This window comes from Neisseria sp. P0014.S009 (genome assembly GCF_051958155.1).
GTDB lineage: Bacteria > Pseudomonadota > Gammaproteobacteria > Burkholderiales > Neisseriaceae > Neisseria > Neisseria flavescens_C.
This window is the reverse complement of record NZ_JBQCVS010000308.1, coordinates 1-230: the sequence shown is the minus strand read 5'-3', so window position 1 is coordinate 230 and position 230 is coordinate 1. Positions and strand designations below refer to the sequence as shown.

Annotated in this window: 1 pseudogene; it reads right to left on the bottom strand. The window is 49.6% G+C overall.

The window, feature by feature from the left end:
- Positions 1-35: 35 nt before the first annotated feature.
- Positions 36-230: pseudogene (locus tag ACTHS4_RS12760) on the bottom strand (hypothetical protein); the annotation flags it as partial.

Genomic DNA, 230 nt, shown 5'->3' with positions numbered 1-230 from the left:
CCGGATACCCGATAATCAGGCATCCGGGCCGCCTTTTAGGCGGCAACAGGCACACTTAGCCTGTTAGCCGCTTTCAACAGGTTCAAACATATCGCCTTCAGATGACTTTGTGCACTTACTTTAAGACTTTGTGCACTCACTTTAATCAGACCAAAATAGGCTGCCCGGGCATAGCGGAACTTCCGGTGTAACGTACCGAAGCTTTGTTCGACCACATAACGGGTTTTCGA